Here is a 24105-nt window from a genome sequence, read left to right on the forward strand (position 1 = left end):
GATTGAATGACAGCAATTTAATTTTCTTTTAATTTCAATATTATGTGCTGGCCTTTAAAATCTAATTGTTCTTTATCAAAAAAACCATTATAAGAAAAAGATCTATTTTTTGTTTCAATTTCACTTTTCGCTAATGATAGATTTTCATTCTCAAATTCAATTGTATTAAAATAAACATCATTAATAAAAATATCCCATTTTGATTTACCATGAATAAAATTACTGCTATTTTCAGACTCTCCAGTAAAAAATGTTTTACCAAAAGACATGTTAAAAATGCCGTTTAATTTCAAAATTACTGTGCTCATTTTTTTAACTTAGAATATCTTCATCAGGAGGAAAAGGATACTGTGCTACTGGTAGAAATTCCTCTTCTTCTTTTTCTAACCGATATTGGATTCTTCCCAATTCATAGGTATATGTAAAAATTAATTGAAAAGGGGTATCTTTAAAATCTATGGTAACGAAAGGAGAGCCATCTAGTATTTCCTCTGTGTTTTCAATATTTGTATTATTTTCTTTATTGAAATTGTACGTAAACTGAGTTACTGCCGATATAGCGTACATTATTTTTTTTGCTTTCATTTTTTTTATTTCACATTATCTGTGCCAATGGTTTTACAAAAATTCAATTCTCTTCTTTATCTATTATTTGTATGATCTCTTCAGCCTTTGCCTCATCTATAAACTCACCAGGTGTTGGGTCCGGGTAATAACTATTTATTTGAGAAAATTCATGCCATTGTTTATTGTAATATGTCTCTCCTGTTTCTCCTAATTGATTATATAATACCCTTCTGTGTAATTCTTTGAATCCAGCTTCATCATCATGAACATAAATGAAATCAATTATTTTGATTATTTCTTTTTCTTCATTCATTTTTTAAGCAAATTTATATTTTAGGGGTCTGTATATTTTTCTATGTATACCTGGCTCGAAGAGAATTGTAAATCTTACTTATTTATACATTCATCATAAGCTTGTAAATAACTTAAAATAGACTTTGCTACAGTTTCATAAGTACCATCTTGCAATATCGGCATATACTGATCATAACCTAAATCTTCATACCATATATCTTCACCTTCTTCACGATTTGATACTTTATCAATCACTTCTGTCTTCCCTATTACTCCTGTTCCAGCTTTAAAAAAAAGTGCCCAATTCGTTAATCCCGCCGGCCTGCATTCTTCCAGTATTCTTGGAATATTACTATTAATTACACCCAACAAAAACACTTTTTGATTAATATTTTCTTTTACAGAGCCATTTCCATCTTCGGGAATTGTAAACCCCATTGGTAATAAATAATATCCATCAAAATTGTTATCGACCTTATTTACAACCTCTATGGGATGTCCCATAACATTATTTAAACCTAGAATAAATTTATTCAAATTATCTACGCCTGCCGGTTCAACATTTTCTATTTTTAATAATTTTACTGGTATCATATTTAATTATTTTCATAGTATTTAAGCCATTTGTCTCTGGTAATTTGTGATTTAAATATTTCATCATGTACTGGTCACTTACAGCAAAAAGACTGAAGGGAGCAAAAGATTAGTATTTTTCCCATATTTAATATTTTAACGGATAATTAATTTTAGATAGTTGATGTATTCAAAAGTACTGATTGTTCTTTTATAAAAATAATAACAATAAAATCACCAATAACCGTCGAATCAATCTATTTCACTTGCTAAAAAATATATATTAGACAAAGAAACTAAATAACCAGTCTTATGAATAGCATAAACATGCATATCATCAAAAATAATGTTAAAAAAATTCAAAAAAAATATAAATTTACTTGAAAATGAATAAAAAAGATACAATAGAAAAGATTTTATATTATCACTTTGAGATAGAAAATATCTGTAATAAGGAAAACTATTCACTACTAAGAGCAGTGATGTATAAAGATACAGGATTACAGGGAGAAGAATACTATAATGGAGAGTGGCACAGGGAAAAAGCAGCATTAAGTTATTATCCGGATCCAACACCTGGAGAATTCGTAGATGAAATCAGAGCAAAAGAGATCATGAAAATAATAGACAAGGAAGTAAGGTGATTTATAAAGACTAGCTGTATAATGCTAAAAAATGTTCCATAGAAGAACACAATTGTCCATCCTTATGAAATCCTCTTTAGGCAATGTGATGAGTATCTTAAAAATGTTACTTTCAAAAATATATTTTGCTATAAACAAAGCTATCCACATGAAAAATTAGACTGGGAAGATGGAAAACCGGAGGAAAGAAATCATTAAAGTAATAAAGATAAACTAAGCACTATAATAATAATAATAATAATCAAACAGTTAAATATTTTACACCTACTTATCATTCAATTGTTTTTATGATTTTTGCAGGAATCCCTCCCACCACAACATTATCCGGAACATCTTTGGAAACCACAGCTCCAGCTGCAACCACAGCATTTTCGCCAATCGTCACTCCAGGAAGAATGGTTGCACTGGCTCCTATCCACGCATTTTTTTTAATATGAATAGATTTTCCTATCAATCCTTTTCTGTGCTGAGGTTTTAAAGGATGATTTTCAGTTATCAAACTAACTTTCGGGCCGATTAAAACATCATCTTCAATAGTAATTCCGCCCAAAGTAAGAAAGGTACAATCAAAGTTAATGAATACATTTTTACCAATGCTGAGATGCTTTCCGTAGTTGATATAAACAGGTGTAAATACCGCTACATTCTCCAATTTTTCACCGACAATCTCACTTAATATTTTTAAAATCTCACCCGGTTCTGTGGAATTATTGAGTTGAATTAATTGTTTTTTAACCTCATAAGAAGCTTCCTGCAATTTGTAGATTTCCGGGTCGTTAGGCATAATTGTTTCACCATTTTTTAGTCTGGCGAAAATATCTTTGTTAAAGCTCATTTTTTTAATATTTAGAAAAATAAAAATGCCAAATCCGCCATTTTAACAAGCGGATTTAGCTATTGCAATGTTCAATTATTTCAAATTTGTTCTGAAGAAATGATCCAGTTTTTCAAAAGGAATCACATCCACTTTGTCATATAAATCTACGTGAACAGCGTTCGGAATAATCATCAATTCTTTCGGCTCCGCAGCCATTTTGTAAATATCTTCGCTCATATATTTGGAGTGTGCATTTTCTCCGGCAATCAGAAGCATTGGTCTTGGAGAAATTTCCTTAATATAACTCAACATTACCGAGTTGGCAAAAGACATCGAATTCGTTTTCGTCCAGCCTTTATTGGAATTTAAAGAACGTTTGTGATACCCTCTCGGCGTTTTGTAATAATCAAAATAATCCTTTACAAACTGAGGTTCATCACCGTTTAATTTTTCAGGTAAATGGGTTGTCGGATATTCAGGCTTTCCGTTTTCAGCATCCACCCAACGTTGCAGACTCATTGTTTCAAAAGCTTTCGTACGTTCTTTGGGAGTCATTTTATCATAATATCCTTTGGCGCTCACTCTGGAAATATCATAAGCACTTGTTGTCGCTACTGCTTTCACTCGTTTGTCGGCAATGGTCGCATTCAACGCAAAAGTTGCAAAGCCACAGATTCCGATGATTCCGATTTTGTTGCGGTCTACATTGTGTTGAAGTCCTAAGAAATCAACTGCCGCACTGAAATCTTCCGTATTGATGTCTGGGGAAGCAATATCTCTCGGCTCACCTCCACTTTCTCCGGTATAAGAAGGATCAAAAGCGATAACAGCAAAACCCTTTTCCGCCATTTGATTGGCATATAAACCTGAAGACTGTTCTTTTACCGCACCAAACGGTCCGCTGATTGCCAAGGCTGCCAGTCTTTCGTTACCTGCATTTTTTGGAATGTATAAATCTCCGGAAAGCGTTATTCCGTAACGGTTTTTGAAGGTAACTGCTTTTCGGGTTACTTTATCACTGAGCTGAAAAGTATAATGTTCATTTTGTTCGGTTGCAATCATTGTTCTTTGATTTGATTTTTTATTCTGTGCAAATGCCTGCCCAATGAAAAGAAAGGACAAAGCCATCACTGTTATTGCTATTTTCATATCTGAATTTTGTATTAAAAATTACTGATACAAAATTAGAAACAGCGGAGTGCTAACAGTTAATGATAATCAAACCAAAAATTAAGAAATTCAAACCTCGATCAAACGAAATGCTTTTGGATTGGTTCCTGTTTGCTTTTTAAAGAAATTATTAAAATATGTAGGATAATCGAATCCAAGTGCGAAAGCAATTTCTGAGATATTCCAGTCAGTGTGTTGCAGCAATGCTTTTGCTTCTGTGAGAATACGTTCTGTGATATGAGCCGTTGTAGATTTTCCGGTAACCTCTTTTACGGCACGATTGAGATAATTGACGTGAACATTCAGGTTTTTCGCAAAATCCTGAGCTGATTTCAGTTGCAGAGATTGATCTGTAGTTTCAATGGGAAATTGTCTTTCTAACAGTTCTAGAAAAACTGATGATAGCCTTGATGCCGCATTCTTATTTTGGTCGAAATCCTCTGCAGGTTCCAGCTTTAAAGATTCGTGAATGATAAGACTGATGTAGTTGCGTATCAGCTCATCCTTATAAATATAATCGCTTTCCTGTTCTGCAATTATCTTTTGAAAAACAGTATTAAGAAACTGTCTTTGCTCTTCAGTAATTTTCAGAACAGGAGTCCCACCGATTTTAAAGAAAGATGACTGCTGTAAACTTTCAGAGCGTTCAGAATTCTTGAAAAATTCCTCGGAAAAAAGAATGGTATATCCTTTATAAGTTGTTGAAATGGTTTCCCAGGAATATGGAATATGCGGGTTTCCGAAAAAAAGTACCGTTCCTTCCTGTTCGAAACTTTTATCAGAATAATGAATCTTACTTTTCCCGGTTGTAAGGCAGATTTTATAGAATTCTTTCCTGCTATAGATACGGGTTTCGTTTCCATCCCGCTCAATCTGAAACGCACGGAAACCTTTTAGTTTTAACTCAGTATTGAATTCTGAAACAACTCTTTTTACCTTTTCTTTCATTTTTCAAAGTTAAGAAAATCAAACTATAAATATAAATACTAAAATGTACTTTGCTATAGCTTAATTATTCCTAACACTTAAAAAAATCATCCATATCTACTAATGAGATGTAATATTTATTAGAGTTTATTTAACCATTGTCATACACCCCATTAAAACAAAGGGTGCCATTTTTATCTATAACAAAATTAATTCATCCTTTATTAAAAAAAGAATTCGGGAAAAACATACTTTTTTAAAATATCTCTTTTCCCGAATACAACTAGAATATGATAATAATTTATAAGGATATTATTTTACTATACCTTTTGCTTTTTCAGATTCTTTCAAATGGTGCTCTAAAGTAGGAATTGTTTTCTCAGCAAATGACTTCAATGCAGAGTTAGCCCCTTCTGAAGCTTCCTTTTTAAATTCTTTTATATCTTCCTTATGATCACTCACCATAAAATCTGCGTACATTTTATCGAACTCTGCCCCTTTTTTTAACTTCAGCTCATCATATTTTTTTGCTTTTCAGCATCTAAATCTGTAGGCAGTGTAAGTCCTATTTCTGAAGCCCATTTCATAAGTTCTTTATTAGCATTGGTATGATCAGTAACCATCATTGTCCCTAAAGCTTTTACAGCGGTATTTCCGCCATTATCGATGGCAAGTTTGCCCATCATCACTTCCATAGTACCTCCTCTCGCTGCATTCTCTGCAAATTTCCGATCTTGATCACTGACTAATTTCTGAACATCTTTTGTATTAGACATCGCGATAGAATCAGTAACTGTCATTTGAGAGTCTGTAGGCACTGCTACTACCGTAGTGTCTGTAGATTGACGCTCAATTATTTTTTCCTTTTTTGTGCAGGCCATGACAGCAAAGACTGACAAAAGGGTTAACATTAAATTTTTCATATAATTACATTTTAAGTGATTTTGAATCCTTGTTAATCTAATCAAGTGGTTTCTTTCCGGTAATAATATTATAAAGAACCACAATAATTGCGATTACCAATAGAACATGTACTAAATATCCTGTACTAATCCCCGGTATGATTCCTAAAATCCCTAAAAGCCATACCACAATACAGATAACTGCTACTAACCATAATAAACTTCTCATAACAAAAAAATTAAAGTTATACAATAAAAATAGTCTCATTGCCCATCTCTTGGGACCTCATCTACCCAAAGGTATCTCTTTAAAAATGTTTTATTTATGATTCAGGTCATAAACAGAATTCTATTCTTTAATTAGCTTTACACAACCATCATCCATATTTATTTCCAGCATTATTTATCCCCTCTTAGAGGGGTTTTTAGTATCATACAGAGTACAATCATTTACTATTGCTCTGCCAATTATTTTTTTTGGGTCGAAGGATTAGTCTTATTGAAGGATTATTTGTAATAAATAATCTTAACCAATCCAGCGCTAAACGGAGTTTATTTCGAAAACCTACCAAAGGAATAATATGAATAAACAGCCAGGTCAGCCAAGCTGTAACTCCTTTAAATGAAAACCCTGGAAGATCTACTACTGCATTGAATTTAGAAATAATGGCCATTGTTCCTTTATCTTTATATATAAATGGAGATAGGATTTTCTCATCTTCAATTCTTTTAAAATTCTTCCCTAAATTTTTACCTTGCTGAATAGCAACCTGTGCTAATTGAGGATGGCCTTTGGGGTATTTTTCTTCCGTTGTCTGCAAGCATATATCTCCCAAAGCATAAATATGATCTGTTTCTTTAACTCTATTGTATTCATCTACTAAAATCCTTCTCCCTTTTCCTATACTTTCCTGAGGTAACCCTTTTACTTCCCGGCCAATGACTCCTGATGTCCATATTAATGTTTCTGTTTCAATAGATTTTCCATCTGCCAGTATGACTTTTGAATTTATATAATCTTTCACTGCAACATTTAAAATAATTTTAACCCCAAGCTTATCTAATTTATCATAAGCTGCTTCCTGAGCCATCTTACTCATGGGAGAAAGTAAAGAAGGAAGGGCGTCGATAAGATAAATATGAGAAAAACTCCGATTAATTTCGGGATACTCTTTCTCTGCTATATATTGTCCCATTTCAGCAATCATTCCCGCCAATTCTACTCCTGTGGGACCACCTCCTGCAATCACGATATTCTGTAACTTCGGGAAGTCTTTCACGTTCTTATTTCTTGCTGCTTCTTCCATGGTCAAAAGCATATAATTTCTTACATAAATTGCTTCATCAATAGTTTTCATAGGCAGGGCGCATTTCTGGACATTTTCCATTCCAAAGAAGTTAGATTCTGTTCCCATTGCTAAAACGAGCTCGTCATATTGAAGCTCTCCATTCTCCGTTTCTATCGTTTTGGTTTCAGTAATCACCCTTACTAAACTCCCCATGTAAAACCGTACGTTTCTATAGTTTGAAAATAACTTTCTGAACGGATAACTAATATTAGACGCTTCAATAAAAGAAGTGGCAACCTGGTAGATAAGCGGCGGAAAAAATGGTAATTGTTCTTATCTACCAATGTTATTATAAATCTGTTATCATTTACCAAAGATTTTATAAGATTAATCCCTGCGAATCCTCCACCTACAATGACAATATGTTTTTTCATACCTGATCGATGTTAAAGTTAAAATACTCTCACCTTCTAAACCTTGAATTATCACTATACATTTCCTAATCCATTGATAGCCTTTAAAAGATCTATTCCTTTTCCTAAAACTGATTTGAAGAGATCTCCCTTTTCCTGTAAACGTTCTGCCATGTTGTGGATTGTAAAATCGGTTGGGTGAAGGCCCTTTTTTACTTCATTCCATTCTAATGGTGCGGAAACAGGGGCTCCGGGCTTTGGTCGTACGCTGTATACACTTGCCAAGGTCTGCGCTCGTCTGTTCTGTAAATAATCCAGATAAATTTTGTTTTTATCTCTTTTTTGAAGGCTTCTTTCCAGTGTCGTAAGCTCCGGAAGTTCCTGATGAACCAGCTGCATAAGCACATGTCCAAAATCTTTCACCTGATCATAGGTATACTTCGCTCCCATAGGAATATATACATGTATACCAGAGCTTCCTGAGGTTTTCGGATAGCCGGTAATACCTGCCTTATCCAGAACTTCTTTAACAGCTAATGCAGTTTCTATCACCTCTTCAAATGTATTTTTTTCAGAAGGATCAAGGTCAAGTACCAAATAATCTGGAAAATCGGCCTTTGGTATACGGCTTGTCCAGACATTCAGTTCAATACAGCCTAGATTATTCAGATAGGCCAACGTTTCTTTATCATTACAAATGATATAATTGATGTATTTATCGTTACTTTCAGAAAATATTTTTTGCAGAGCCACCCAGTCCGGTGTATGTTCGTCTGCATCTTTCTGATAGAAGCTAAGCCCTTCGATCCCATTCGGAAAACGGTTGAGTGATTGGGGACGGTTTTTCAGATGGGGCAAAATAAATCTGGAAACACTCTGATAATAGTCTATAATGTCTCCTTTTGTAATTCCGTCCGCTGGAAAATATATTTTATTCTGATTGGTAAGGGCAACCTGCTGTTTTCCGATTTTCTTGACTTTATCTGGTGCTTTTTTTGTCGTTGCTTTAGCTTTCATTTCAGGCTGTTTTTGAGGTGAATCCATATCAAATTTTACATCTGTATTATCAATATCTTCTCTTAGTCTAAAAAAAACCGGATGCCGGTAGATATGATCTTTCGTAAGTTCTGTATATTTTATCTCAGCTATTAATTCAGGTTTCAACCATGTTGCTTTGGAATTGGTTTTAGGGGTGATTTTAAATGCCGATTGTTTCACCACGAGAGGTTGTAATTTCTGGTAAATCTCTTTAAGGCTTCGTTCTGTAAATCCTGTTCCTGTATGTCCGCAAAATATGAGTTCCCCATTCAGGTATTTTCCTAAAATAAGTGATCCGAAGTGTTTTCTTGAGCCTTTTGGAGCAGTAAAACCACAGATCAGTGCTTCGTCACTTTTATGAATTTTTATTTTCAGCCATTCGGAGCTTCTGATGTTTTCTTTGTATTCACTGTCAGCTTTTTTAGCGATAATCCCTTCCAGTCCCATATTTTCGGCGGCCTGGAAGAAATCCTTTCCGTTTTGAAGAACATGGTCGTGATACTTGATAACATCATCTTCAATCAGAGCATCTTTAAGCAGTTCTTTTCGCTGTAGGTAAGAAAGATTTTCTGTGGAATGTCCGTTCAGCCATAACAAATCGAATACCTGATAGATGAGAACCAGGTCTGTATTTTGTTCTGCTATTCTCTGAAGCCATTGGAAATTAGGTTTTCCTTTATCATCATATGCAACGATTTCACCATCCAGAACCATTTCGTGACTTTGAATTTTGAGTGCATCTGCAACTTTTTTAAATGATTTTGAAAAATCCAGTCCGTTTCTGGAATATAGCCGGATTTCACCATTTCTGATATCGGCTATTGCTCTATATCCATCCCATTTTATTTCAAAAGCCCAATCTTTGTCGTCAAAAGGTTTTTCGCTTATTTTACAGAGCATGGGCTTTATAAAATCGGGAAGTTTTCTCTCTCCTGAAAGTGCCGGCGTATAATTTTTGTAATGTTTTAAGCTTTCGGCGGTGTCATTTTTTTTTACTGCTTTTCTCCTGGAGATAAGCTGTTACTTTAGAATTTTTTGAAGTATGTTCTTCAGCATCATAATCTTCTGCAACAGCATAGCGGTCTTTATGTTTGATAAGAAGCCATGCATTTTCCTCTGTTGAATTTTTAATTTTCACCAAAGCAAACTCGCCTTTCAGTTTTTTACCGTGCAAAATAAACTTAAGAGATTGTTTGTGCAGTTCCGAACGCATCACCAAATCATCACTTTTTCCGTCTATTTTTTCCAAAGGTTCATAGGTTCCCTCATCCCAGATTTCCACTTCACCGGCACCATAATTTCCTTTGGGAATGCTTCCTTCGAATGTGCGATATTCATAAGGATGATCTTCCACCATCATTGCCAGTCTTTTATCTGAAGGATTAAGGGAAGGGCCTTTCGGAACGGCCCAGCTTTTAAGAACTCCTTCCATTTCCAGTCGAAAATCATAATGCAAACGTGTTGCTGCGTGACGCTGAATCACAAATCTCAGTTTTGCTTTACTTTCTTTTTCTTTGCCTTCCGGTTCGGAAGTTGCCTTAAAATCTCTCTTTTTATGATATTCTTCTAATGGCATCTTACAAAAATTTAAAGTTGAACGAAAAATTATTATCTGATTAAAGTCTTATCCTGCTTTTCTTTTTCCGGATTCCAGGCTGGCTTTCAGCATTGCCATAAGGTCAGTTGCTTTTCCCGCAGGCTGTTTTGTTTCTTTAACTTTCTTTATTTTACCTTTTGCTTTCTGTTTTATAATTTTCAGAAGGTCTTCATTGTATGTATCCCTGTACTTCGAAGGGTCGAAAGTTTCTGCTAAAGATTTAATTAATGTTTCCGCCATTTTAAGTTCTTCAGCTTTCGGTGCTTTTCCTGATGGAATTTTCAGGTCTTCATACACTCTCATTTCTTCCGGATACCGCATTCTGTTGACCATAAGAATTTCATCCTGATAAGGACGAATCATGCAAAGAATTTCACTATCTCTTAAAATAAAGGAACCTATACCTGCCATTTTTGTTTTCATTAAGGCTTTCAGTAATAATTTATAGGCAGCTTCTCCATTTTTTTGAGGTTCTAAAAAATAAGGGGTTTCAAAAAGAGCAGGATCCACTTCTTCTTCTTTTACAAACTGTAAAATGCTGAGAATTTTTGATTTTTCAGGGCTTACCGCCTGAAAATCTTCATCTTCCAATACAATATATTTATCTTCTATTTTATACCCTTTTACTATATTTTCCCAGGCTACTTCTTTGTGGGTATTTTCATTTACCCTTTGTATTTGATATTGCTGAGATCTTTTTTATCCAGCATATCCAGATCTAATGTACTCGATTCACTGGCCGAGTACAGCTTGATTGGTATATTTACCAATCCAAAACCTATTGCTCCATTCCAGATCGCTCTCATATTTTTAATTTTTAGCTGTTAGAGTACAAAACCTTTTCCAAATTGATGTCAATAGTATTTATTGGGATATTTTTATAAATTATTTAACATCCTTATTTTCAAATTATTAAAAATCCAACAAACCAGTCACCAATGTTTTCCATTCAATTTTTGATACCCCTATCATTCCACCGGCTGCAATCAGCAGGTTTCTGGCTTTATCCAAAAACTGAGCATCCATATTAGGTGTTTCATTTCTCCCGTATATTCCTGCCTGAATAAAGTCTCTTCCTTTAAAAATCCCAAATGTAGAGGTGGCCTGATCAGAATAAAAATGTACTATATATTCAGATGTTTTGTCCTGAGGGCTTTTCGAAGGCCTGCAAGTCATCATCACAAAATCAAGACAAATACCATGGGTCTGCTCTTCAAACAAGTCAACAATTTCAACCCAGTCGAAACCCCTGGCTTCTACGGTTCCCGGCCCCGGAATATCAATTCTTATATAATCCCCAATTAAAGGGTATCTATTGATCATTTCACCCTTCGAATCGAAAAGTTTAAAATCTGCAAACCCTTCACCACAGTAGCTTTTCCAATTGTTGATTAACATGAGTCTTTCTCTCAGTGTGTTGAAAACCTGATCAACATGCTCAGGGGCAACATACTTTTTCTTAGATTCTGTGTCGTGGTAACTTCCTTTCTTCTGAATGGGAACACCGAACATTTCTTTAGGTTTCATAGGTATCATTTTTAATTTTCGTCATAAGGCATATCAACCGGTTTAGATTCCGGAGAACCTTTTTCTCTGAGCCATATTGATAAAATCACTATGGATGCCACAGCTAAAAATTCACTCTGCCAGTTCTGAAAAGATTCAAACCAGAACCTTGATTCTGAAATATACTGTAATGCTGTTACAACCGGTTTACTTTTTATCATCTGTTCATCATTAAAAGCTGTAAGGCTGCCATAGAAATGTAAAATAAAGCTTGCCAGAAAAAGGATTGCAAAAACAAGTGATAGGGAATGTTTATAGAGTTTCAACCATATTCCTCCTTTTTTCACAGGCCATGGTGCTTTGGAATGTGCCAAAGGCTCTCTGTCAACCTCTTCTTTATCCTCCATAGATTTCGACTCACTGGAACCTTTTTGCCTGAGAGATACCGTTAGTAAAACATACAGCATCATCTGAAGAAATTCACTTTCCCAGTTTTCAAAAGTAGCCTGTATAAAATGTCCGCTCTGAATGTATTCATTGATTTTTAATGCTGCCTGCCCGTTTGCAATCAATTCTTTATTTTCAGTTTTCCAACCCGTAAAAAACTGCCCTGTAAGAAAGATAATCATCAGAGTAAGCAATACAATACTTAAGCTGTTGCGATAAAAGAAACTTGGGTGTGACATATTTTCGGCTTTAAAACTGACAGTTAAATATTTATGAATCACGTTTTTGATAAGGAAATACTTTCTGCAAATTCTTTGTGGCAGGTCCCGTAAGGATTTTTCCGTTGACATTGAACCGGGAACCATGACATGGGCAGTCCCAGCTTAGTTCTGCACTGTTCCACCGAACTTCACATCCTGCGTGTGGACATGTACTCCGTAGCAAATGTAAAGTCCCGCCAATTTCTTTGTAAAGAGCGTAGGATTCTGAATCGTAGCGGATTACTTTTGCTTCACCTTCTCCAACTTCTGAAAAGGATTCAATTGTATCTTTGAAAACTTTGTCTTTCACAAAATCAAAGGCCACAGTTGCTGCTTCCTTCACAAAATCTGAAAATCCTGCAACGGGTTTGATTCTTGAAGGATTAAATAAGTCTCCATATTTACTTTTCCCGGTAGTGATCAGATCATGTATTATTTGCGATGAAAGTGTCCCGAATATCATTCCGTTTCCTCTGAAGCCTGTAGCCACAAAAATTCTTTCTTTAGCTCCCGGTAGTTTTCCAATATAAGGAAGCCCGTCCACAGGTTCATAATATTGACTGGACCAGCTGTAAAATACGGTTTCAACCTCAAAGTATTTCCTTACATAATTTTCGAGTCTTGAAAAACATTCTCCGGTATCTTCCGCATGTCCAGTTTTGTGATCTTCACCGCCTGCAATCAATAAATTTTCACCATCAATATTTTGAATTCGGTAATAATGATAGGGTTCACAGAGATCATACCCTAACTCCCAAGGGTATTTATCATTTTTCAGGGTAAATGCCATAACATAGCTTCTGTAAGGTGCATTGGTAAAGTGCAGAAGATTAACTCCGGGAGGAATGTGAGTGGCATAAACAATATTTCGTGCTTTTATTTCTCCTTTTGAAGTTTTTAAAATAACATGATCTTCCTGTTCATCATGACTTTCACAAAGACAATTTTCCTGAATGGAACCACCCAGGCTGATAAAAACATCACAAAGTCCTTTGATATATTTTATGGGATGAAAATGTCCTTGTCCGGGAATAAGTACTGCTTCTCTGAAGGGAATCGGAAAAGGAATTTCATTGACATAACTCATTTCATGGCCAACATTTTCAGCTCCTTCAACGATACTTTTCAACCGCTCTTCCTGCTTTTCATCCAATGCAAAGAGGTAGGCTGATTTTCTGGTAAAATCACAACTAATCTTGTATCTGTCAATATGATCTTCAATGATTTCAATAGCATCTCTTCCGGATTCTGCATAGAGTTTAGCATTATCCAAACCAAAATCACTGATAGCCTGTGTAAAGGGAGTATCAAAGAAATCATTTAAATGAGCCGTTGTTCCACCTGTTGTTCCAAAACCAATGTTGGAAGCTTCCAGAAGAACACATTTTTTTCCGGATTCCTGAAGTTTCAGCGCTGTTGAAACGCCTGTAATTCCACCACCTATTATGGCAACATCAAATAATGAGTTGAGATCAGTTTCTGTAGAAAATTTCCTGACCTCTTCCTGCCATATACTTTTTCTTGCACCGTCTCTGTACATAATAAGAATGTTTTAATTGTTAATTTATCTGATACTCAATGTATCACTTTCAGAAAGAACTGTTCTACCGGCACTATTACTTTTAACCATTTACAATCAATCCACCATTGGGATGAAGTACCTGTCCTGTTATTTGTGAGGCATCTGAACCTGCCAAAAACAGGAAGCTGAAGGCTATTTCTTCCGGAGTTGCATTTCTTTCCAGAGGAGGTATGTTAGGGTTTTCTTCTTTTTCATCAAATGTTTCTTCAGTAAGTGGTGTAGCCACAGGCCCTGGAGCAACGGCATTAATACGGATTCCTTTTGGCTTAGCCTGTAATGCCAATGAACGGGTGAAAGAAACAATAGCTCCTTTTGTGGCAGAATAATCAAGGAGTTCAGGATGTCCCTGATAGGCAGAAACCGATGTGGTATTGATCACGCAGCTTCCTTCTTTCAGATAGGGAAATACGACTTTCGTTAATAGAATCATTCCCACAATGTTAGAATCAAAGGTCTGTCTGATCTTTTTTTCTTCAAGCTGCTCAATACTGTCTGCAGGAAACTGAACCCCGGCATTATTGATGAGAATATCAATTTTTCCAAATCCTGAAATAACTTCTCTTACCGTTTTTTCACAAAAATCATAATCATTGATATCACCCTGAAAAATGATGCATTTTCTATTCAGGTTTTCAATTTCTCTTTTCGTTTTTTCAGCATCGTTATCACTCGAATGATAAATAATGGCAATATCTGCACCTTCCAATGCAAAAAGAAGTGCTACCGCCTTACCGATTCCGCTGTCGGCTCCGGTAATCAAAACAGATCTTGTATCTAATTTTCCCATTTCAAAACCTTTTTATTCTTTCTCTGTATTTAGATTTCAGAATGTATGTCATTCTAGGAGCACCCCATACTCAATTGATTGCTTCATTCACAAATTTTATTTTAAGATCAAAAGCCTGTTTAATTCGCTTTTGAAACACCCCAGAATAAATTCTGTATAGTATAGCTGAGCATTCAGGGCCTGAGTTTTAGGATGCAGTTCCAGCTTTTTAGTCAGAATAACCTCACCTTTATAGGAAAATGAGAAATAAGCGAAAATTTTATAACCGGAATTCCTGATGGGTGTACAATAGCCCGTTGTGGCAATAGCCCAGTCAGATTCATACAATTTTGCAACATTCAATGCCATTGTTTCTGCAATATTTCCAGAAACACAGTCACATTCTTCTGCTTCTTTCCTGTTGACCTTTAGCAGTCTTACTTTTTCAGGTAAGGAATAGGCTGTCATTCCTCCTTTATAGAACATTGAAGCATTGGGCATCTGTGAAAAAGCCAGCTGCAAACATCCTGACGTAACACTTTCTGCAACGGAAATGCTCTCACCAGTGGTCATAAGTGACTGACTTATATATTCAAGAAGATTCTGTTGAAAATCCATAATAGTATATTTTTAATGAGGTTAAAAAAGAAAGCTTAAAAAAGCTGCTGAGTGAATAAATAGCAGATTTGCTTCCATATTAAAATACTTAAAGTGATTGTGTGTGTGGTATGAAGGAAGTGTATGATTTAAGCGTTTCTTTCCATTTCAAGGTTCCAAACTCTATGTTTGGCTATGGCGTTAATGAATTTATCTGTCTGGTCACCATCTTCCCATGTTATAATTCCCGGGTCGTCATGCTGTTTCGCTGATACATTGGAATTATGATAAAGAACCTGAGTATCTGTCCCGAAATAAATGGCTTTACAATGTTTATAGGCCTCATTGATAAAATGTAGTACTAAATGCCTGTTTTCCGGGATTAATAATTCTTTAACTGCATCTTCTCCCCCTGCAATGTATAAAGCATCAAAGCAAACACTTGCCGTACTTGTCAGCGAATGTTTCGGAAGTAAAGTTGAGCCATCGTTGGTTCGCACAGGTGCTAAACTCGGAGCAATAAGTTCCACCCTCGCTCCTTTTTCTTCTAGTTTTACTTTCAAATCATTACTCTCTCCTGCATCTACACCTCCAGCAATGATAAACCCAATCTTTCTGCTTTGAATCGTATTTTTAACCGTATTCTGCATACTTAGAGCTTCGGAAATCTTTATTTTAGGTTCTCTTTCCTCACTCTGAAGCTCAATAATATTGCTGTCTGCCGGCAGGCTCTGATTAGGCCATTCCAGTTTTTTAACTTCCACTCCTACTTTTTCTGCTACTCTCCATGCAAGGAACATATCAACGTACCCCAATTGCCCTACCATTCTTTCTCTGATTTCGGGACGTGTGACTTTAGACAATTCAAAAATCAGAGCATTCTGTAAGTGTAATTTTTCTGGTGTTGACTGGCTGTTGTAAAATAGTTTAGCCTGTGAATAATGATCTACAAAACTTTTACTTCTTTCTCTCACTTTCTCTCCGGAGATTCTTTCTTGCTGGGAAGTAAATCCACCTTCGGACATCATAGCCTGAAAAGGGCAGCCTCCGCCGATAGAATTAGGCTCATAACTGCTTTTTCCCTTGACAATCTGCTGCCTCATATGACCATCTCGCTGGTTGTTATGAATGGTATTGATTGATCTGTTGATGGGTATTTCATGAAAATTAGGAGATCCCAGTCTAGAAAGCTGAGTATCTGTATATGAAAACAGTCTTCCCTGCAGCAATGGATCATTGGTAAAATCAATTCCAGGAATAATATGTCCCGGATGAAAAGCAACCTGTTCTGTTTCTGCAAAGAAATTATCCGGATTTCTGTTAAGCGTTAAAGTTCCAACGATTTCTACAGGAACTTCTTCTTCAGGGATCAATTTGGTAGGATCAAGAAGATCAAAATCAAATTGATGTTCATCTTCTTCAGGGATAAGCTGTACTCCGAAATCCCATTCAGGATAATCACCATTTTCGATGGCTTCCCATAGGTCTCTTTTATGAAAATCAGAATCTACTCCTGAAAGAATCTGGGCTTCATTCCAGGCTACGGAATGCACTCCCAATCTGGGTTTAAAATGAAATTTCACAAAATGAACTTTTCCTTCTTCATTGATGAATTTAAAAGAATGTACACCAAAACCTTCCATCATTCTGAGGCTCCTAGGAATGGCTCTGTCACTCATTACCCACATAATCATGTGCATACTTTCGGGCATGAGTGAAATAAAGTCCCAAAATGTATCGTGGGCGGAAGCAGCCTGTGGAATTTCATTATCGGGTTCCGGTTTTACAGCATGTATCAAATCTGGAAATTTGATGGCATCCTGAATAAAAAATACAGGCATATTATTGGCTACAAGGTCATAGTTTCCTTCTTCAGTATAAAATTTTATAGCAAAACCTCTTACATCTCTTGCCAGATCCGTACTTCCTTTACTTCCCGCAACGGTTGAAAATCTCACGAAAACCGGAGTTTCTTTTCCAAGTTCTGTTAAAAATCTGGCTTTGGTGTATTCTGCAAGGCTTTTGTTAAGTTTAAAAACACCATGAGCTCCGGAACCTCTTGCATGAACTACTCTTTCAGGAATTCTTTCATGATCAAAATGGGTAATCTTTTCTCTCAGAATAAAGTCTTCCAGCAATGAAGGGCCACGCTCTCCTGCTTTTAAAGAATCCTGATTATTATTAATTTTTAATCCCTGATTAGTGGTGAGCTTTTCATTTTCATTGGAAGTACTGTGTACATCCAACTGCTCTGCTTTTTGATTAGGTTCGTTGGTTTTCATATTCATAATCTTTTTATGGTTGGTGTATTGTTAAAGCAGTTAATAAGGGAATACTGCGGAACTAATCTGCTTTGCTTTCCAGAATTTGAAGAAGCCTGTTGATATACTCTTCTTCTTTCAAAACTTTATAATAAGCTGTTTTAGCATACAAAGTAAAGGCTGGAGATTCAAATCTTATTTCAGCATCCAAATCTGTAGTTTTTGTTGTATTTTTAGAATGAAACTCACGGATATTAAGTATATATTCTTCCAGATAAGTATCTATTACTCCTTTCAGAACTTCACAGGTAGCATTGTTTTTAATCTTTTCCAATGATTTAATCAGAAAAGCTGTAACTCCGTAAGAATTGATAATAGGCGGAAATAGAGACTCATTCTCTATTGCATTATTTTTATCATTTAACCCGGAATGTTGCAAAGCGTCGTTTTCAAATGTCATATTTTAAAAATGGTATTAGTTATTGGAAGCTCTCAGATATTGTTCAAAATAATGAAGGTCATTTTTATCTTTTATGGATAAATAAAACATGATTTGTTCCGGTTCTTTTAATCCAATACTGCCGAAACAGTCAAAATGAGCAATTAACGCCTGTATATTTTCGATATCAATATCTTTGAGAATGATAAATAAAAGGAAGATATTTTCTCTGATCTCTTTGGCATAAATTGCAGCTCCATCCTCGAAACACTTTCCCGTATGGGCTACTTTTACAAAATTTTTGTGTTTCAGTGTTCTTATAATCTTCTGACAGTCCATATATTTTGATTTCATGATTAAAATAAGCCACATAGAAAAAACTACATGGCTTATTGTATAGTTTAGTCTTCTTGTTCTGCATCAAAATTGATGGATGTCTCCGCAATATCCGTAAGATGAGAATCTGTATCTTCTTCTTCCTGAAGGGTTCTTTCAAGAAGATCCGCAGCCTTATCATGCCCCATGGTTATGGCTAGCTGAGCCAACCCGCCGTAAGTGGCAATTTCGTAGTGTTCTACTTTTTGTGCAGCAATAATTAATGCTACGTCTCTTGTTGCAGAACCATCTTCTGTTGCTTTGATCACTTCTTCACCTTCTTGGATGATTCCTTTAATCGCTTTGCATTCCTTCTTTTCTGGCTTTTCGTCAACGAGCTGAAAGACTTTTTCCAGACGCTTAACGTGTTTTTGGGTCTGAAGATGATGATCTTCAAAAGCATCCTTCAGTTCTTCTGTTGTAGCAGCTTCCTGCATCTTTTCCAATGCTTCAAGAATGGCATTTTCCGCATAGTAAATATCTTTCAGCGCACTCACGAAGAATTTGTGGAGAGGAGCATTCTTCATCTCATCTTTGTTGATGGTTGGCTTATCTCCCGTTCCTTTCTTCACAGGAACGGTACTGTTCGTTTCTAATATTTTATTGGGCATGGTGTGAATGGTGTTTATGTTGAAAAAGATTACCCCTTTATATATGTTTAAAGAGGTAATCCAGGAAAAAGAATTATGAATTACGTCTGCCTCCGAATCCTGAACGGCCTGAGGTTCTTCCACCTCCGTGGGATGCCTGTCCGCCCATTCTTGCGATTCTTGTACGTTCTGCTTTACTCATTGAAGCAAATCCTCTTTTTGATGTGCCTGAGCCTGAATTAGAGTTTCTACCGGAACTATTGCTACTTCCTGATCTTGAATTAGAATTTCTTCCATTTCCTGATCTTCCTGAACCAGAGTAGGAATTTGAATTGCCGGAAGACCGGCCTCTATAATCTGATCCTGATCCCGAACCGGAATTAGAACGCCCTCGGGAATTACCTCCTCCGCCAGAAGTAAATCTTCCCTGGCTGTCTCTTTGTTGGTTTCCGCTATTTCCTCTGCCACGGCGTCTATTATCGTTATAATCGTCATCATCCTCGTCATCATCATAATTATCGTCGTCATAATCATTGTCATAGCTATTATGATAATTGTCATCGTCATCATCATCTTCGTCAAAATAATCTTCATATTCTGCAAAGTCATCATCATAATCTTCCTCTCTTGATGCATCGTTATATCCATGGTCATACCCTAATTGATATACTTCTTCAAGATTACTGGATGAGCGTCCTCTTGAACTTCGATTTTTTGAATTTCTAGTGTTCATAACTGAATTTTTATAATTAATATTTAGTGATGGCTATTGCCGGCCGTGACTAGTATTAGACAGCAATCAGTTGAGTTTTTTTGATATTGAAAACCGAAGCATTACTTCGTAAAATGATCCCTCAAACAGGGTTTAGAATAATTTGTAATTCAAATGTACAGCTTAATAGTTCACTTATTTATGACTCCAGTCATATTGAATGATTATTAGTATAAAATTTTTCTGTTTTCTATTTTAATTTTACCTTCCTGTTCCATTTTTTTCAAGGCTCTGATCACTGTCTCTACACGGAGACCTACCAAATTGGCAATCTGTTGTCTGGTAAGCTCTACGGGGAAGCAATGTTCACAGTCCTCATCATGAAAACTTCTGAGATAGTCCAATAGCCCTTTTAATCTTACGGAAGGGTTTAGTGAAGCCATATTCTGAATCATCACCAGCTTATAATATAACCGCTGGGACAAACAATGATTCATTCCATTGAAATATGCGGGTACTTTTCCAGCAATTTCATAAAGTTATTTTTTGGAAGTCTTATGATTTCTGTTGGAGATAAGCAGATTGCATTCATAGGATACTGCTTATCTAAAAAAGAAGGGAATCACCAAAACTCTGCTTTTTCCCAAGAATATTGTGAATAAACTCTTTGCCTTCTTCATTATAAGTATTAAGCTTCATTTTTCCTTCCACAATCTGAAAGTAATATAAAACCTGATCTCCTTCTCTAAAGACCATTTCTCCTTTTTTAAAGGTTTTCAACTCTGCACCCAATGAATACAACAGCGACTCGTCTATATTCATACAACTTGTTGTCTTCATGGTCTCTAATTTAAAATAAGGTTTTTTGGCGATGAAAAATTTTAATACATAATTTTACGGTCTTCTATCCTCAGCATCATCGCTCTTTCCATTCCTTTGATGGTTCGTATTGTAGTTTCTACGCAAAGCCCGGTAAGACCCGCCATCTGCTGTCTTGTTAGGGGAACTTTAAAGGAATATTGCTTCTGATCTATTGCAAAGCTTTTCAGATAATCCATAAGTGCCATAAGTTTCAGCATAGGGCTTTGGGAGGAAAGATTCTGAGTCATAATCAGTTTAAAATAAAGTCTTTGAGACAGACATTTATTCATTTCATAAGAAATTTCAGCATCTTCTCTCAATAAATTGAGAAATGCCTTTCGCGGAAGTTTTACGATTTCACATTCAGTGATCGCAACCGCGTTCATAGGATACGGTTTTTCCATAAACAATAAAGATTCTCCGATACTCTGACCATCTTCTATGATAATCTGTATGGTTTCTTTTCCTTCTTCATTGTAATTATTCAGTTTTGCTTCTCCTTTTATAATCTGGTAATAAAATGTAGGCCAGGCTCCTTCTGAAAATATCGTTTCTCCAGCTGAATACATATTTGTACTGGCTCCCATTGCATACAACAGATTTTCCTTAATAACCATAATTATTTTTTTTTAATGTTTTCTGACGTTTAATAAAAAATATTACCGGGAACTTATAGATATGAGTACAAATATTAAACCTTCATGCTGTTAATTAAAGTTAAATCATTAAAAAAGGAAAAACATAAAAAGTATATTGTTGTCAGTTCATCATTAATATCCTTTATCAAAACACTAAAATCAACAAAGTCATATAACTCAATATAATTCAACAAATTAGATCAAGTTATAAAACGTAGCTAAAATAAAGGTTAGGATGTAAGACTCAGCAGCATACCTAAAAGTAGCGCTGAAACAATACTGATTTCATAATAATAAATTTTGCGGTGTTATTTACAAATTTAATGCATTATTTTCCCTTTATCTTATGACCTTAATCATAAAAACAGCATTAAAAACAAAGATATCCAAAATATTAAACACCAAAATTCTGAAAGCTAATAGAATATTTTACCCAATTCTATTTTTACCATTTTTTGCTTTTCCATTTTTTTCACCACCCGTATTACAGTCTCGATTCTTAGCCCGGTTAATGAAGCCAATTGTTGTCTTGTAAACGGAATCTGATAAGAAAAAGGTTCTTCATACTGATGATAGGTTTTCAAACAATCCATTAATTGTCTCACCCGATACAAAGGATTGCTTACCGAAAGATTATTAAGCATAATATATCTGTAATACATTCTCTCCGCAGTATATTCATACAACTCCCATAAAGACTTGGGACATTTTTTAAAAAGCAAGAAATTTCAGTTTGGGAAGTCTCAGAATATCTGAATCTTCCAATGCAATAGCATTGATAGGATATGGAACTTCTGAAAATAAAAACGTTTCTCCGAAACAATGCCCTTTGAAGGGAACACTATGAATAAATTCTCTTCCATCTTCTTGGTAATTATTCAGTTTTACGCTTCCGTGTATTATTTGATAAAAATAATTAGGCTGTCCACCTTCTGTGAATATTACCTCATTTGCTTTATAAGTCTGCATTTCTGCTCCTAATGAAAGCAAAAGTTCTTCATTAAATATCATTTTTGAAGGCTAAAAGTTTTATTATTAATTTATATAAAACGAAAACATTAAAATTGCATTCCGGATGGTTATGCAAACGTTGACTAATTCAACAATAACGTTTCTTTATTGAGCTTCAAAAATAGATAAAGACAATATCAAAATTTATGATTACGATCATAAGTTATCTTCCAGAGCTTTTATCTTGAAAGAAATACGATGCTTACTATCTTACCTGAAAAATTGGCTTAAGAATTTAGCCGTTTACAATTTCTCCCCCATTAGGATGCAGAACCTGACCACTGATAAAACGTGAGTCATCACAGACCAAAAACAAAAAACAAGGTGCAATTTCGTTGGGCATCCCTGCTCGTTTCATAGGTGAGTCACTTCCGAACTCAGAATTTTTTTAGGCTTAAATGAGGAAGTAATTAATGGGGTCCAAACCGGTCCGGGTGCCACAGCATTTACCCTGATTCCTTTTTCAATAAGGTTTGCAGATAAACTTCGGGTGAAGGAAATGATTGCTCCTTTGGTTGCGGAATAATCGATCAGTTTGGGACTTCCTCTGTAAGCAGTAACTGAAGAAGTGTTTATGATGCTTGCTCCTTTCTTAAGATAGGGCATTGCATATTTTGTAATCCAGAAATAGGAGAAAAAATTATTTTGAAAAGTTGTTAGCAATTGTTCTGTAGTAATTTTTTCAATAGATTCTGCTTCCCAATGAAGCCCTGCATTATTGACAATGATATCTATTTTCTTATGGATTTTAATACTGTTTTGAATTACTTTTTTGCAATGGTTTTCTTTTCCTAAATCCCCCTTAATCAAAGTACATGTTCTGGAAAATGCTTCCACTTCTTTTTGGGTCTGCTTGGCATCTTTTGTTTCGCTTAGATAAGCAATAATGATATCAGCTCCTTCTTTTGCAAATAACAAAGCTACCGCCTTTCCTATTCCACTGTCTCCTCCAGTAATTAATGCTATCTTATTTTTTAATTTTCCTTCTTTCGGATATTTCAATGGCGCTGTCTCCGGAACCGGATTCATATTTGTTTCTGATCCCGGTCGGTTTTGTTGCTGTAAGGGACGAATCTTTTTTTTAGCTGCTTTTTCCATTTTCTTCTTTTTTAAAGAGCAACAAATAATATGCTACTTTTCAATAAGAATACTGTACCCAGCTTTAGCTCATAAACAGGATTGTTATTTATATAAAAACTTAAAAACAAAATTCATCTACCTTATAATCAAACGAAAAGTAAGATTAATACGCTCCTTCATTGGCACGATGGATTTAGCAATCCTATGTTCCCAATTTTCCTGTAAATCCCCTTTCATAATAAGCAGTGAACCATGTGGAAGTGGTAAACTATATTTACTGGCATGGTGGTCTTTTTTCCTGAAATCAAAATTTCTGGTCTGTCCTAAACTTATGGATGCAATAACAGGCCGCTTGCCATAGCGGCTTTCCTTATCCCTGTGCCATGCTACGGAATCATTATGATTCCTGTAAAGATTTAATAAAACACCATTAAACTGACATCCAAACTCTTTCTCAATCCTTTCCTTTATAGCAAAAAGTTCAGGCGTCCATGGATTTGTCGGCTTCTTCTCTTCTTCAGACCTATCATATTTGGGGTCTCCGTACCAGGCGGTCAGCCGTGGAGTCAGAACTGTTTTATCATACATCTTCTGTGTACGCTGCTCCCATGGAGCGGTATTAAGCAGCTTATCTTTTAACTGATCGGCTTCTGTCTTACTTAAAAAATGCTCTCTGTATTCCAAAAGATCTTTCGGAAATTCATAGAACTCTTCTGTATCAAATAAACTCAACTGATTCATCATTCTTT

Annotated in this window: 32 protein-coding genes and 1 pseudogene; 1 reads left to right on the plus strand and 32 read right to left on the minus strand. The window is 35.5% G+C overall.

Translation table 11 applies throughout. From position 1 onward, the window contains the following. Positions 1 to 17: 17 nt before the first annotated feature. From BOQ64_RS00845 to BOQ64_RS00860, 4 genes are all read right to left on the minus strand, one after another. Positions 18 to 308 carry a hypothetical protein gene (locus BOQ64_RS00845; protein WP_129056848.1) on the minus strand — a complete coding sequence of 97 codons (291 nt, stop codon included), beginning with the start codon at positions 306 to 308 and terminating at the stop codon, positions 18 to 20. 4 nt (positions 309 to 312) lie between these two features. Beyond that, positions 313 to 567, minus strand: a complete 255-nt coding sequence (locus BOQ64_RS00850; protein WP_129056846.1) for a hypothetical protein — start codon at positions 565 to 567, stop codon at positions 313 to 315. Between the two features lie 61 nt (positions 568 to 628). Then, a complete protein-coding gene (locus BOQ64_RS00855) occupies positions 629 to 880 on the minus strand; it encodes a hypothetical protein (RefSeq protein ID WP_129056845.1) in 252 nt (83 codons plus the stop codon). A gap of 74 nt (positions 881 to 954) precedes the next feature. Then, positions 955 to 1455: a hypothetical protein gene (locus BOQ64_RS00860; protein ID WP_129056843.1), complete on the minus strand. Its 501-nt coding sequence runs from the start codon at positions 1453 to 1455 to the stop codon at positions 955 to 957. Positions 1456 to 1820: 365 nt separating this feature from the next. On the opposite strand from BOQ64_RS00860, the gene BOQ64_RS00865 reads away from it, so the two are divergent. Beyond that, complete coding sequence (locus BOQ64_RS00865) at positions 1821 to 2078, plus strand: hypothetical protein (RefSeq protein WP_129056841.1); 258 nt, start codon at positions 1821 to 1823, stop codon at positions 2076 to 2078. Positions 2079 to 2349: 271 nt separating this feature from the next. Here BOQ64_RS00865 and BOQ64_RS00870 read toward each other — a convergent pair whose 3' ends face one another. The 28 genes and pseudogenes from BOQ64_RS00870 to BOQ64_RS00990 all read right to left on the minus strand — a co-directional run bounded on the left by BOQ64_RS00870 (position 2350) and on the right by BOQ64_RS00990 (position 24100). Further along, on the minus strand, positions 2350 to 2913 hold the full coding sequence (locus tag BOQ64_RS00870; protein ID WP_129056839.1) for a DapH/DapD/GlmU-related protein: 564 nt from the start codon (positions 2911 to 2913) through the stop codon (positions 2350 to 2352). A 75-nt stretch (positions 2914 to 2988) separates the two neighbouring features. Then, positions 2989 to 4044 (minus strand): alpha/beta hydrolase, encoded by a 1056-nt coding sequence (locus tag BOQ64_RS00875; protein WP_129056835.1) that lies wholly within the window; start codon positions 4042 to 4044, stop codon positions 2989 to 2991. Positions 4045 to 4134: 90 nt separating this feature from the next. Next, on the minus strand, positions 4135 to 5013 hold the full coding sequence (locus BOQ64_RS00880) for a helix-turn-helix domain-containing protein (RefSeq protein WP_129059608.1): 879 nt from the start codon (positions 5011 to 5013) through the stop codon (positions 4135 to 4137). 291 nt (positions 5014 to 5304) lie between these two features. Beyond that, a pseudogene (locus BOQ64_RS24425) lies at positions 5305 to 5915 on the minus strand (DUF4142 domain-containing protein). Positions 5916 to 5952: 37 nt separating this feature from the next. Further along, a complete protein-coding gene (locus BOQ64_RS00890; RefSeq protein WP_129056831.1) occupies positions 5953 to 6123 on the minus strand; it encodes a lmo0937 family membrane protein in 171 nt (56 codons plus the stop codon). Positions 6124 to 6340: 217 nt separating this feature from the next. Then, positions 6341 to 7489 carry an NAD(P)/FAD-dependent oxidoreductase gene (locus BOQ64_RS00895; RefSeq protein ID WP_317127657.1) on the minus strand — a complete coding sequence of 383 codons (1149 nt, stop codon included), beginning with the start codon at positions 7487 to 7489 and terminating at the stop codon, positions 6341 to 6343. 182 nt (positions 7490 to 7671) lie between these two features. Further along, positions 7672 to 9534 (minus strand): DNA ligase D, encoded by a 1863-nt coding sequence (gene ligD, locus BOQ64_RS00900; protein ID WP_129056829.1) that lies wholly within the window; start codon positions 9532 to 9534, stop codon positions 7672 to 7674. An 82-nt stretch (positions 9535 to 9616) separates the two neighbouring features. Continuing rightward, positions 9617 to 10210, minus strand: coding sequence for a DNA polymerase ligase N-terminal domain-containing protein (locus tag BOQ64_RS00905; RefSeq protein WP_129056827.1), 594 nt, complete (start codon positions 10208 to 10210; stop codon positions 9617 to 9619). Between the two features lie 48 nt (positions 10211 to 10258). Further along, positions 10259 to 10909 (minus strand): Ku protein, encoded by a 651-nt coding sequence (locus BOQ64_RS00910; RefSeq protein ID WP_228448186.1) that lies wholly within the window; start codon positions 10907 to 10909, stop codon positions 10259 to 10261. Further along, a complete protein-coding gene (locus BOQ64_RS23530) occupies positions 10897 to 11037 on the minus strand; it encodes a hypothetical protein (RefSeq protein WP_228448034.1) in 141 nt (46 codons plus the stop codon). Before BOQ64_RS23530 ends, BOQ64_RS00910 begins: the two co-directional genes overlap by 13 nt. A gap of 106 nt (positions 11038 to 11143) precedes the next feature. Next, positions 11144 to 11758 (minus strand): hypothetical protein, encoded by a 615-nt coding sequence (locus tag BOQ64_RS00915; RefSeq protein ID WP_129056825.1) that lies wholly within the window; start codon positions 11756 to 11758, stop codon positions 11144 to 11146. Between the two features lie 11 nt (positions 11759 to 11769). After that, a complete protein-coding gene (locus tag BOQ64_RS00920) occupies positions 11770 to 12423 on the minus strand; it encodes a DUF6766 family protein (RefSeq protein WP_129056823.1) in 654 nt (217 codons plus the stop codon). 31 nt (positions 12424 to 12454) lie between these two features. Then, entirely contained in the window at positions 12455 to 13984 is a 1530-nt protein-coding gene (locus tag BOQ64_RS00925) for an FAD-dependent oxidoreductase (RefSeq protein WP_129059609.1), read from the minus strand. A gap of 82 nt (positions 13985 to 14066) precedes the next feature. Then, a complete protein-coding gene (locus BOQ64_RS00930) occupies positions 14067 to 14813 on the minus strand; it encodes an SDR family oxidoreductase (RefSeq protein WP_129056817.1) in 747 nt (248 codons plus the stop codon). A 96-nt stretch (positions 14814 to 14909) separates the two neighbouring features. Next, positions 14910 to 15410: a CinA family protein gene (locus BOQ64_RS00935; protein WP_129056815.1), complete on the minus strand. Its 501-nt coding sequence runs from the start codon at positions 15408 to 15410 to the stop codon at positions 14910 to 14912. A gap of 128 nt (positions 15411 to 15538) precedes the next feature. Further along, entirely contained in the window at positions 15539 to 17677 is a 2139-nt protein-coding gene (locus BOQ64_RS00940) for a catalase (RefSeq protein ID WP_129056813.1), read from the minus strand. Between the two features lie 55 nt (positions 17678 to 17732). Further along, positions 17733 to 18110 (minus strand): hypothetical protein, encoded by a 378-nt coding sequence (locus tag BOQ64_RS00945; RefSeq protein WP_129056811.1) that lies wholly within the window; start codon positions 18108 to 18110, stop codon positions 17733 to 17735. A 15-nt stretch (positions 18111 to 18125) separates the two neighbouring features. Next, positions 18126 to 18443, minus strand: a complete 318-nt coding sequence (locus BOQ64_RS00950; protein ID WP_228448036.1) for a hypothetical protein — start codon at positions 18441 to 18443, stop codon at positions 18126 to 18128. A 47-nt stretch (positions 18444 to 18490) separates the two neighbouring features. After that, the gene (locus BOQ64_RS00955; protein WP_129056807.1) at positions 18491 to 19075 is read right to left on the minus strand and encodes a ferritin-like domain-containing protein; all 585 of its coding nucleotides are present in this window, start codon (positions 19073 to 19075) and stop codon (positions 18491 to 18493) included. A gap of 73 nt (positions 19076 to 19148) precedes the next feature. Further along, positions 19149 to 19787 carry a KGG domain-containing protein gene (locus BOQ64_RS00960; RefSeq protein WP_129056805.1) on the minus strand — a complete coding sequence of 213 codons (639 nt, stop codon included), beginning with the start codon at positions 19785 to 19787 and terminating at the stop codon, positions 19149 to 19151. Between the two features lie 206 nt (positions 19788 to 19993). Further along, entirely contained in the window at positions 19994 to 20209 is a 216-nt protein-coding gene (locus BOQ64_RS23535; protein WP_228448038.1) for a helix-turn-helix domain-containing protein, read from the minus strand. A 163-nt stretch (positions 20210 to 20372) separates the two neighbouring features. Next, entirely contained in the window at positions 20373 to 20606 is a 234-nt protein-coding gene (locus tag BOQ64_RS23540) for a Crp/Fnr family transcriptional regulator (RefSeq protein WP_228448040.1), read from the minus strand. Positions 20607 to 20647: 41 nt separating this feature from the next. Further along, complete coding sequence (locus BOQ64_RS00970; protein WP_129056803.1) at positions 20648 to 21244, minus strand: Crp/Fnr family transcriptional regulator; 597 nt, start codon at positions 21242 to 21244, stop codon at positions 20648 to 20650. Between the two features lie 437 nt (positions 21245 to 21681). Then, positions 21682 to 21987 carry a helix-turn-helix domain-containing protein gene (locus BOQ64_RS00975; protein ID WP_129056801.1) on the minus strand — a complete coding sequence of 102 codons (306 nt, stop codon included), beginning with the start codon at positions 21985 to 21987 and terminating at the stop codon, positions 21682 to 21684. After that, positions 21977 to 22276, minus strand: a complete 300-nt coding sequence (locus BOQ64_RS00980) for a Crp/Fnr family transcriptional regulator (protein WP_129056800.1) — start codon at positions 22274 to 22276, stop codon at positions 21977 to 21979. The genes BOQ64_RS00975 and BOQ64_RS00980 overlap by 11 nt, the downstream gene beginning before the upstream one ends. Positions 22277 to 22511: 235 nt before the next feature. Further along, entirely contained in the window at positions 22512 to 22634 is a 123-nt protein-coding gene (locus tag BOQ64_RS24650; RefSeq protein ID WP_317127652.1) for an SDR family oxidoreductase, read from the minus strand. After that, positions 22631 to 23374: an SDR family NAD(P)-dependent oxidoreductase gene (locus BOQ64_RS00985; protein ID WP_317127653.1), complete on the minus strand. Its 744-nt coding sequence runs from the start codon at positions 23372 to 23374 to the stop codon at positions 22631 to 22633. The genes BOQ64_RS24650 and BOQ64_RS00985 overlap by 4 nt, the downstream gene beginning before the upstream one ends. A 117-nt stretch (positions 23375 to 23491) precedes the next feature. Then, positions 23492 to 24100 carry an alpha-ketoglutarate-dependent dioxygenase AlkB family protein gene (locus tag BOQ64_RS00990; protein WP_228448042.1) on the minus strand — a complete coding sequence of 203 codons (609 nt, stop codon included), beginning with the start codon at positions 24098 to 24100 and terminating at the stop codon, positions 23492 to 23494. Positions 24101 to 24105 lie beyond the last annotated feature (5 nt).

The organism is Chryseobacterium sp. CH25 (assembly GCF_004119455.1).
In the GTDB taxonomy this organism is placed as follows: Bacteria; Bacteroidota; Bacteroidia; order Flavobacteriales; family Weeksellaceae; genus Chryseobacterium.